The organism is Novipirellula rosea, from assembly GCF_039541335.1.
Taxonomy (GTDB): domain Bacteria; phylum Planctomycetota; class Planctomycetia; order Pirellulales; family Pirellulaceae; genus Novipirellula; species Novipirellula rosea.
In genome coordinates this window covers 154,973-164,671 of record NZ_BAABGA010000030.1, presented here as the reverse complement: position 1 = coordinate 164,671, position 9,699 = coordinate 154,973, and the positions used below count along the sequence as shown (strand labels likewise).

The following is a 9,699-nucleotide window of genomic DNA, read 5'->3' as shown; positions in this document are numbered from 1 at the left end:
AGAAACGACACCCTCTCATTCTACGCATTTCCAGGGCCCCCGACTAATTCAGCAGTCTCCTACGTTTGGGAGAGGTGACGTGACGCAAGCCACCTCTGCTGAGCTTCAGCTCGGCAGAGGTAGCCGCGGGCCCTTTAGGCCTCGTTCGGGTGAGGGCCGACCGCGCAACGGAGCTTGCAGCAGGCCGCTGGCTTGCTCGGACGGCCCTCACCCGAGCAATCGCTGAAGGCTCTGCTCGACCTCTCCCAAACTACGTTTGGGAGAGGTGACATGACGCAAGCCACCTCTGCCGAACTTTAGCTTGGGAGAGGTGGCATGTCGCTAACACACGCACCGTAGTCTTTTTACGCAGATCCATCGCGTAGCAGCGGATCGAGTTTCTTGCGTACTTCGGATTCGCTGACTCCGGCGATGGACACAGTTTTGCGTCGCGAGGTCGATCCGCGGACGACTTCGACATTCGATTTAGCGACGCCAAAAACCGCGGCGATCGATTTTTCGACCGCCTTATTGGCTTTTCCTTTATCAGCCGGCGCGGTGACCGAGATGCGGAGAGCTGCGTCGTGGCATCCACCGACTGAAGCCTGTTTTGCTTTGGGGGTGACATGGACGTCAATTGTGCATCGATCGTCGTGTTGTTTGATGACGATCACGAGACATCCTCCCCCACGTGACTTGGCGCTGGAGTTACCATGCCAAGAATCGCTTGAGCAATTCGATGCCTGGCTGCGTCAGAAAGCTTTCAGGGTGAAACTGCCATCCTTCGAGTTTGTATTCTTTGTGACGCACCCCCATGATTTGCCGCTTGCCTCCGGTGTCAGTCCATGCACTGGCGATCAACTCGTCCGGCAAACTTGACGGCTCGATTACCAGGCTGTGGTAACGAGTTGCAACAAACGGATTCTCGATGCCTTTAAATAGACCTTCGTCGTCGTGATAGATCTTGTCGGTTTTGCCGTGCATCAGTTCCGGAGCACGCACGATCTCGCCTCCATACGCTTGCCCGATCGATTGATGGCCAAGACATACCCCGAGTAGTGGGACTTTGCCTGCGAATTGTTTGACACATTGGACGCTGACGCCCGCTTCGTTGGGTGTGCAAGGTCCAGGTGAAATCAGGACACGCGATGGCGACAAGTCTTGCAGTTGTTCGATCGAGAGCTCGTCATTACGAAAGACGCGAACATCGATTTCGGCATCGATCTCACCGAGTCGCTGGACCAGGTTGTAAGTGAACGAATCGTAATTGTCGATGACGATAACCATGGTACAGACAACACTTGATGCAAGAATGAAGGGGGCAAATTCAAAGGATGTTGGAAGCTCAGAATCGCCGAAATGTCAATGGGAAATGGGGGCTTGAAACAAAAAGAATATTCTTTGTTCTCATCCGCGTAAACGCTCTTTGGTTGGAAACACTCCACAGCGTATAATGGGCATGACACGACAACGCTGGGCGAGTGGAAATACGGCGAAACGCGATTCACACGTATCGACAGACGTTAGTGGCATAAGACCGAGCAGAGCGAAACTGGCGATATCTTAGTGAAAAAAGTTTTCATTGAGTATCAACGACCTCGAACATTCAGTCTTGACAACAAATTTATTTACTCGCGCTCTTCTTCATAGATAAATTCCCATGCTTTCGGTTCGCCCCAAAGTCGCCGAATTGGCGTTTCACGTTTTCAGCCGCTCGCTGCATCCCGAGCTTTACGCACTGCATCAACGACGTCGTGTCGAGCGTACGGACTATGAGGTCCAGGTTGACATCACCAATTGTGGACACGTCGTCACATGGCGAGGCGCGGGGATGACGATTTGCGAAGTCGCCACCAGCGCCCAACAGCCGCTGCCTAAGCGTCGCTGTCTGCTTTCACGCCCGCTGAAAGGTAGCCGCACCGAGCGAGCGGAGTGCCGTGGAGGTGTCCAGTACAAGACGCATTTTCAATTGGAACCCGTCGAACCCGATATGTTCTGGATGGTTCAACAACAATTGGGGACCGGCCAAACCGAGGGGTTATTGCACCGTTTTGACGCCAGCGGCCGGATGGCGCTTGGCGCGCTGAGCTACGTCAACGTGGAAACGCGTCGTAAGAGTGTGCTGATTCAAGCCATTCATACTTTCCCCGACGATTATGCTATCGTCAAAGTCGAATCGCTCTTTTCGATCGGCGATAGCTCCAAGTAGCGAGTCGGCCTTTTCTTGATGTCTGGTTGCTCATGGTTGGATGCGACCACTCGCGAACAAATTGTCGCAGTGGTCGATTTGAAGGCGGGAATCGCCGTGCACGCGGTCGCCGGTAACCGGCAAGCGTATCAGCCGATAGCGATCGGGGGGAAAACCGCCGGCGATCCATTTGCTTTGGTCGCTCACTACCGAAGTCTCGGAATCCGATCACTCTACATCGCCGATTTAGACTCGATCCTTCTCGGCCAGCCGCAAATTGCGTTGCTTGAGCGTTTGATTTCACCCCACAGCGATCTGGACGAGATACTCGTCGACATTGGGTTGCCCGAGCGCGATACGGTGGCCTCGTTGTTAAAATCGGTTCGGCGGCGGAGCAATGTGTTTGTGATCGTTGCGAGCGAATGTGCCACGAATGCGACGTCGCTGCGGCGATTCGAAGGAGCGTTGGATTATTCGCAGCTTGTTTTGGGGATGGATTATCGCCAAGGGGTTTTTGTAGGGGGCGACGATTCAGATGACGATTGGGATTCTGGTGGCGATTGGGATTCTGAACGCGATTGGCTGGAATTCGCGGACCAACTTGGCATCGACCGAGTGGTGGCGCTGGACACAGCGACAGTGGGGACGTCACGTGGTCCTTCGATTGCCGAGATTTGCTCGCGAATTCGTCGGCATTTCCCTAGCGTCAAACTTTATTCGGGCGGTGGTATACGAGACGCCTCCGACGTTAAGCTATTGCAGCAAGCGGGCTGCGATCGCTGTCTTGTCGCCACCGCGCTCCTGAAGCGGTAGCGATATCGCTTGGCGACCATTGGTTCTCGCAACGTCTGATTTTTCGTTTTTTTCCCAAAAGAGCCGATCATGCTTACCTCTTCCCTGCGACGCACGGTCATTGCCACGGGATTGTTGATCGTGACGCTGGGCGTTTCGTTTGCACAATCGCGTATCGATTTCCCCCCCTCCGCTCAGCCGCCTGCGGTGCCCACAAAAACATCCCCGGCGGAACCAGCACCGCTGGAAGCGGCGCCCGCTGAAACATCACCCACTGAAACCTCACCCGCCGAGGCATCGCCCGAGCCGAGTTCGACTCCGAACCCGATCGAGTCAAAGATCCGCAGTGTCTTGGAAGGGGCATCCGATGACGTCCGCTCGTCCGATCCGCTGCTGGACGACGTGCTTGGCATCATCAAGTCGCGCGGCAGTATCTTGGACGGTTCTTCGCTCGACCCCGCACTGGACACCCCCACGTCGGCGGCAGGCAACGATCGAGATGCCAGCGCCCGAGCGGCCGAGTCGCTGTTGCGTTCGGCCCGTCTGTTAAACCGGATCGAGCCCCGAGATTCCGCACGAACCGAACTTGTGGAAAAAATGCGTCATGAAGCGTGGCGTTTGCTTGGCGAATCTGCCCCCGCGACGAAACAATAGCGGCGATTTCTGCGTATCATGGATCGGCTCGCTCGCTCCGGGACGATGCTGCCCCCCTCTCTCATTCGCTCTCTGTTCCCCACGTCGACTTTGTCCAAAACATCCTCCACGCCAAAACAGACGCTTCCGATAATGCCGCTTGCGATCGGTGGTTTGATCCTACTGCTAGGCGGGGGCGTGTTCGCTGACTATTGGTCGGCGAAACCTGCGGGTATCGAAGCACAATTTGTCGGCCGCAGTGCATGTATCGATTGCCATCGCGACCAAGCCGAGGCGTTCAAGGGATCGCATCACGATTTGGCGATGGACGTCGCGACCGACGAAACGGTGCTCGGTGATTTTAATGACGTCACTTTCGAGCACGATGGTTTGGTCAACCGCATGTATCGCGATGGCGAGCGGTTTATGGTTTATACCGAAGGCCCCAGCGGCAAGATGGAAGACTTTGAGGTCAAGTACGTCTTTGGGGTTACGCCGCTTCAGCAGTACATGGTCGAATTTGATCGCAGCGACGACATGCCCGAAAACGAATTGTCGCGTTTGCAGGTGCTGAGGATCAGCTGGGATACGAAAGCGAAGCGATGGTTCTATCTTCGTCCGCCGGACGTCAACGATAAACTCGAGCCCGATGACCCGCTGCACTGGACCGGGATCGCCCAGCGCTGGCAAACGATGTGCGCCGATTGCCATTCGACAAATTTGAAAACGAACTTTGACCCCAAAGCGAACCGTTACCACACGACGTTTTCAGAGATCGACGTCAGCTGCGAGGCCTGTCATGGTCCCGGCAGCATGCATGTGGAACTTGCCAACAGCAAATCACTGTTCTGGGATCGCCGCTACGGATACGGGCTGACCAAACTGAAAGGCGAAAGCAACGAACCGCAAATTCAAACGTGCGCTCCATGCCACAGTCGACGTGGTGTTTTGGATGGTAACTTTCATGGCGGGGATACTTATTTTGACCATTATGCGTTGGAGCTGATGAGCCCCGCGACCTATCACGCCGACGGTCAAATCAAAGACGAGGTCTACGTGTTTGGCTCGTTCATCCAAAGCAAGATGTATCACAAAAACATCCGCTGCAGCGATTGTCATGATCCGCACTCGTTAGAGCTCAAGCACAAAGGCAACGAAACCTGCACGTCCTGTCACCAACACGCGGCCGGCAAATATGACGTGCCGTCGCATCATCACCACGTGCCTGGCACAGAGGGTGCAATGTGCGTCAATTGTCACATGCCGCATACGACGTATATGGAAGTGGATCCACGGCGTGACCATAGTTTGCGTATTCCTCGTCCCGATCTTTCTGTAAAAATCGGAACGCCCAATGCATGTAGCAGTTGCCATGTCGAAGACGTACGCAAGGATTTGGATCCTGCGACAAGCGAGAAGGCGAAGGAGTACGCGGATTGGTTGCGATTGGCCGAAATGGGGAACGACGAACTCGCTGAGGCGATTGCCAAAGTCGACAAGTGGTGTGACGATGCGTGCGAAAAATGGTACGGCGAACAGCGTGCAACGCCGCCTCATTTTGGCGAAGCGATCGCGGCGTTTCGTGCCGGCAAGGCTGGGGCGGTCGATGCCATGATCGAATTGGTAAAAGAGACCGACGATAAGGTTCCCGCCTACGCTCGCGCCACTGCGCTGTCGGAACTTGGTCAATCGGGTGTTGCCGAGGCGCTGCCGGTGGCTCGCGAAATGCTGAAGAACGAAACCGAACATCCGCTGGTCCGCACCGCGGCCGTGTCGGTCTACATGATGGCGTCGCCTGAGCGGATTGCGAAGGATTTGTTCCCGTTAATCGAGGACGAATCGAAACCGGTGCGTGACGAAGCCACTCGGGTGATGATCGCAACCGGTGCTCTGCGCCAGTTGGACGAAAACAAGCGTAGCCAGGTCGAATTGGCGGCTCGCAATGTCAAAGCGACGTTGATGAACGCGTCCGATCGAGCGGGCGCCCACATGGCATGGGCATCGCTGGCCGAGCAGCTCGGCCGTTACGGCGAATCGATCGAATCGTATCAAGACGCGATCCGAATTGAGCCGCATACGACGGGGGCGAGGTCCAATTTTGCTGAATTGTTGGATACGTTGGCCCAGTCCAACGGACCGCAAGCGGCGGAAATGACGGCGCTTGCCAAGCAGCTTCGTGCGGCCGAACTTCCGCTAATCGCACGGGATGCTGGCTTGGTGCCCGAGAACGCCCATCTGCAATACCGCTACGGATTGGCGTTGTATCAGGCCGGAAAATACGGCGAGTCGTTGACCCAGCTGGAAAAAGCCGCCGAATTGGCCCCCGAAGTCGAAATCTACCGCACTGCGGTGCGGTTGCTGAAAGAGAAGATTGCCGAGGAAAGCGAGGGCGAATAATCGTCGTCGGCGCAGCTTCCGGCTAGGGCCCATCGATCAAACATGGGTTTTAGGGGTACAATCAACAGTGGCGAAGAGCCGTTTTGCGGCTGCTATCGTCCAGGCGACTATTTTTGTTATCGAAGGACCACCGTTGAACGCGACTATTACCCAACACGACAAAGACGCGATCCATTCGCTGGCGTCTTACCGCACGCTTCAGCCCGAAGAATTGCAAACCCGCATCGAAGCGGTTCGAACCGAGCTCGGCGATTCGCTGCTGATCCTGGGACATCACTATCAACAAGACGAAGTGATCGCGCACACCGATCTTCGCGGCGACAGCTACAAGCTGAGCGAGATGGCAGCGGCCAGTCGCACCTGCCGCACGATCGTTTTTTGTGGCGTGCATTTCATGGCTGAAACGGCCGACATCTTAGCAAATCGCCCCGATAAATTGGCCGAACGTGATGGCCAACGCGTCACGGTGCTGTTGCCCGACATGGCCGCTGGTTGCTCGATGGCCGACATGGCCGCGATCAAACAAGTCGAAGCGGCATGGGAAGACATGTCCGAAGTGATCGACACCGAACGCGTCATCCCGGTGACTTACATCAATAGTGCCGCCAGTCTGAAAGCGTTCTGCGGTCGACATGGCGGCATCGTTTGTACCAGCAGCAACGCTAAAGCCGTTTTGGAATGGGCTTACCAGCGCGGCGACCGTGTTTTCTTTTTTCCCGACCAACACCTTGGTCGCAACACGGCACTGAGCATGGGGATCGGCGAAGATCAGATGCCGGTTTGGGATCCGTATGCACTCGAGCTAGGTGGCAATACCGAGGCCGGCTTGGAAAAAAGCAAAGTGATCCTTTGGAAGGGACACTGCAGCGTTCACCAAATGTTTCGCCCCGAACATGTCGATGGGTTCCGCAAACAGCATCCTGGAATCAAGATCCTGGTGCATCCTGAGTGTCCTCGCGAAGTCAACGATATCGCAGACGTTTCCGGCAGCACGGGAAAGATCATCGACACGGTTCGCAACAGCCCTGCGGGAACCAAGTGGGCGATCGGAACCGAATTGCACTTGGTCAACCGGTTGAAGGCCGAGCATCCCGAGCAGGAAATTCATTTCCTCAGCCCGGTCGTGTGCATGTGTGCCACGATGTACCGGATCGATCTGCCACATCTCTGTTGGACGCTGGAAAATCTCCGTGACGGAGCGATCGTCAACAAGATCGAGGTCGACGCCGAGATTTCCAAATGGAGTCTCGTCGCATTGGAGCGAATGTTGGCAGTTAAGTAGCTGGGTATCTGGTTGCCCCGTGACATCGACTTTGACGCTAAGTGGATGGTCTCGGTTGTAGAACTGGGACGTTGAAACGTTCGTGTTGACGTCGGGCATCGAGGAAAAGTTTTTATTAGGGCCTATTCTGCTGTCACCTCTCTCCCAACAAACTTGGTGTAGCGGTGGCAGAAAACCTGGTCAAACTCGGTGAATGTGGGCATTTCGTCGTCGATCGAGCCGGTTGATTGATAAATTTGAGAGATAAATCGAGTATTTTTCTCAAACGTTAGACAAATGGGCCGCCTTCGCGCATCCTTAGGTCTGATGGCTAACTTTGAAACCTTTTCCGAACGCGTGCGGTTGCATGCCCAGCGAATTGCCGAAAGCAGTGCTCCGGCATTGTCGGGGCTGTACGACTTGACCGCTCAGCGATTGGTTCGCTACGCCACGACGATCACCCGAAACCAGCATGACGGCGAAGATGCCGTGCAAACCGCACTCGTCCGCGTTGCGGTGGAACCCGAAAAACTCGCCGCTGCTGAACAGCCTTGGGGCTATTTGCTGAGCATGGTTCGCAACGAATCGCTGGTGATCCTGAGACGGAAACAGCGATGGTCGCTCGTGGGCAATTTGACTGATTTATTGACGCGGCGCGTCGTGGATTCGATCGAGCTCGAAGATCAACATCGCGCCGTTTGGGCTGCGATGCGGACGCTACCAGCGGAACAAAGCGAAGTCGTTGTGCTGAAAATTTGGGAAGAGATGACGTTTGCCCAGATTGCATCGGTGCTCGAAATTACACCGTCGACAGCGGCGAGTCGCTATCGATACGCGATCGGAAAATTGGCCGATAAACTTCACGCTAACGATGCGGAGGTCGCTCATGAGTGAGTCGCATCATGACGCGGACTTTGATAACGACAACCACGATTTGCATGAAATAGAGCAACGGATTCGGGCGGCGGGCAGCTATGTCCGTGTTTCCGATGACTTGCGTCCTCGCACGCTCGAGGCGGCACGAAGCGTCTGTGACGATACTTTGTTGGAGCGACGCATGGGCGGCTTTTTCGTCTGCGTCCTGCTAATGTTTTGTCTTGCCTCACCCGTGGTCGAGTTGCTGGGCGATTATCAGTCGCGTTTCAGCGGCGCGACATCCGTTGAGGTGCATCGCAAGGCGGCGGAGCTGTCGAGACGATCGGATATCGGTCCCCAATGGGGCATGTGTGAAGCATTCAGCCAATTGCGGCAAACACAGGCAAGTCGATTTCGTTTGCCTCGATGATCCTCGGCAGCGACCCCGCTGGGTAAGAATCGCCATCCGAAGACACGCTGCGTCGTCTGCAGTGATGCTGCGCAATGACACCCAATCCATCGCTACCATTCTCATTCCTCTTTTCCACGCGGGACGTCCCCTCAAGTGACTGAGTTTGATCAGATTGTCGATTTTAACGAACAGTTGGTGCTCATCGCCGACTCAGGATTGCCGGTCGCAATTCATTCCGAAGGGACGCCGCAATCGGTTGACAAGACGGTTTCTCAGCTAAATGCCAGAATCGGGGTACGTGTCGCACGCGGTGATACGGTGCAAGCGGCGATCGCCGAGGATCCGGCGATCTCGCCCCAATATCGGCAATCGCTGCTGACGCTACTACGCACCGGAGATTCGGCGGCCGCACTTGATGCGGCGACGGCGGCAGCACGGTCGCAGCGAGTGTTGAAACGAAATGTGAGCCAATGGTTGTTTCAATTGGCCATCATTGTTTTGTTGGCGCTGGTGGCGTTTGTTTTCACGCTTTCGTTCACCACGCCACAGTTTGAATCGTTTTACCGGGACATGGGAATTCAAGAAGGTTCCGTGCTTTTGCTGCTTGAGGTGTTACGCGATTGGATGGCCGTTTGGCTGACCGTTTTGTTGATCCTTGGGGCAATCGGTTGGTTGGGTTGGCGAGCGTACCGTGATCGTTTGGATTGGGCTGCCGTTCCCGGCGGGAAAGGATATCGGCGTGCAATTAAGAATTCGGAGTTGGCCGAGCAGATGGCGGGATTGATCGAGCAGGGGATCCCGCTGTCAGACGCCCTCGTCATTTGCGGCGTTCACAACACTGCGGAATCAACCGAGGACCGAGCGACGGCGGCCCGCTTCGATGCGGCACCGCTGCTGCGTTGGGCGTTTGATGAAGGCGTGGATGACCCGTCCCGCGGCGAGGTGCTGCGATTTGTTGCAGCGATGTATCGGCAAAAGGCCGAGCGTTTAGCGGCCGTTTGGCGATTTCTCGTGCCCTCGATCGCCACCGCGGTGGTGGGAGGAATCATCGTGCTGCTCTACGCGTTGTCTCTGTTTTTGCCTTGGGTTCATTTTCTCGGCGTATTAGCGTTCGCGTAAATCGCAGAGTCCTTGTCGTGGGGCCTGTGCTGTTGTCCGGTCATTGACGCTGTTCCATTATTT

10 protein-coding genes are annotated in these 9,699 nt (G+C 55.6%); 8 read left to right on the top strand and 2 right to left on the bottom strand.

Annotated elements, in window-relative coordinates; genetic code table 11:
- Nucleotides 1-344 precede the first annotated feature (344 nt).
- Together ABD971_RS12095 and ABD971_RS12090 are read right to left on the bottom strand one after the other, a co-directional pair.
- Nucleotides 345-653 (bottom strand): DUF167 domain-containing protein, encoded by a 309-nt coding sequence (locus ABD971_RS12095; protein WP_345322363.1) that lies wholly within the window; start codon nt 651-653, stop codon nt 345-347.
- A gap of 34 nt (nt 654-687) precedes the next feature.
- On the bottom strand, nt 688-1,266 hold the full coding sequence (locus tag ABD971_RS12090) for an anthranilate synthase component II (protein WP_339945602.1): 579 nt from the start codon (nt 1,264-1,266) through the stop codon (nt 688-690).
- 373 nt (nt 1,267-1,639) lie between these two features.
- Between ABD971_RS12090 and ABD971_RS12085 the strand changes: the two genes are divergently transcribed.
- The 8 genes from ABD971_RS12085 to ABD971_RS12050 all read left to right on the top strand — a co-directional run bounded on the left by ABD971_RS12085 (nt 1,640) and on the right by ABD971_RS12050 (nt 9,636).
- Nucleotides 1,640-2,188 (top strand): DUF2617 family protein, encoded by a 549-nt coding sequence (locus tag ABD971_RS12085; RefSeq protein ID WP_339945604.1) that lies wholly within the window; start codon nt 1,640-1,642, stop codon nt 2,186-2,188.
- Between the two features lie 18 nt (nt 2,189-2,206).
- Entirely contained in the window at nt 2,207-2,980 is a 774-nt protein-coding gene (locus ABD971_RS12080) for a HisA/HisF-related TIM barrel protein (protein ID WP_345322360.1), read from the top strand.
- A gap of 69 nt (nt 2,981-3,049) precedes the next feature.
- Nucleotides 3,050-3,613, top strand: a complete 564-nt coding sequence (locus ABD971_RS12075; RefSeq protein ID WP_345322358.1) for a hypothetical protein — start codon at nt 3,050-3,052, stop codon at nt 3,611-3,613.
- A gap of 132 nt (nt 3,614-3,745) precedes the next feature.
- Entirely contained in the window at nt 3,746-5,989 is a 2,244-nt protein-coding gene (locus ABD971_RS12070) for a multiheme c-type cytochrome (RefSeq protein ID WP_345322356.1), read from the top strand.
- Between the two features lie 133 nt (nt 5,990-6,122).
- Nucleotides 6,123-7,271, top strand: a complete 1,149-nt coding sequence (nadA, locus tag ABD971_RS12065) for a quinolinate synthase NadA (protein WP_425571296.1) — start codon at nt 6,123-6,125, stop codon at nt 7,269-7,271.
- Nucleotides 7,272-7,577: 306 nt separating this feature from the next.
- Entirely contained in the window at nt 7,578-8,144 is a 567-nt protein-coding gene (locus ABD971_RS12060; RefSeq protein ID WP_339945614.1) for an RNA polymerase sigma factor, read from the top strand.
- Nucleotides 8,137-8,535: a hypothetical protein gene (locus ABD971_RS12055; protein ID WP_345322353.1), complete on the top strand. Its 399-nt coding sequence runs from the start codon at nt 8,137-8,139 to the stop codon at nt 8,533-8,535. The genes ABD971_RS12060 and ABD971_RS12055 overlap by 8 nt, the downstream gene beginning before the upstream one ends.
- Nucleotides 8,536-8,670: 135 nt before the next feature.
- Nucleotides 8,671-9,636 (top strand): type II secretion system F family protein, encoded by a 966-nt coding sequence (locus ABD971_RS12050; RefSeq protein ID WP_345322351.1) that lies wholly within the window; start codon nt 8,671-8,673, stop codon nt 9,634-9,636.
- Nucleotides 9,637-9,699 lie beyond the last annotated feature (63 nt).

What these genes read in the sequence shown, in the direction of transcription:
- ABD971_RS12090 (WP_339945602.1), bottom strand. Translation starts at nt 1,266, where the DNA reads ATGGTTATCGTCATCGACAATTACGATTCGTTCACTTACAACCTGGTC.
- ABD971_RS12085 (WP_339945604.1), top strand. Translation starts at nt 1,640, where the DNA reads ATGCTTTCGGTTCGCCCCAAAGTCGCCGAATTGGCGTTTCACGTTTTC.
- ABD971_RS12080 (WP_345322360.1), top strand. Translation starts at nt 2,207, where the DNA reads ATGTCTGGTTGCTCATGGTTGGATGCGACCACTCGCGAACAAATTGTC.
- ABD971_RS12075 (WP_345322358.1), top strand. Translation starts at nt 3,050, where the DNA reads ATGCTTACCTCTTCCCTGCGACGCACGGTCATTGCCACGGGATTGTTG.
- ABD971_RS12070 (WP_345322356.1), top strand. Translation starts at nt 3,746, where the DNA reads ATGCCGCTTGCGATCGGTGGTTTGATCCTACTGCTAGGCGGGGGCGTG.
- ABD971_RS12060 (WP_339945614.1), top strand. Translation starts at nt 7,578, where the DNA reads ATGGCTAACTTTGAAACCTTTTCCGAACGCGTGCGGTTGCATGCCCAG.
- ABD971_RS12055 (WP_345322353.1), top strand. Translation starts at nt 8,137, where the DNA reads ATGAGTGAGTCGCATCATGACGCGGACTTTGATAACGACAACCACGAT.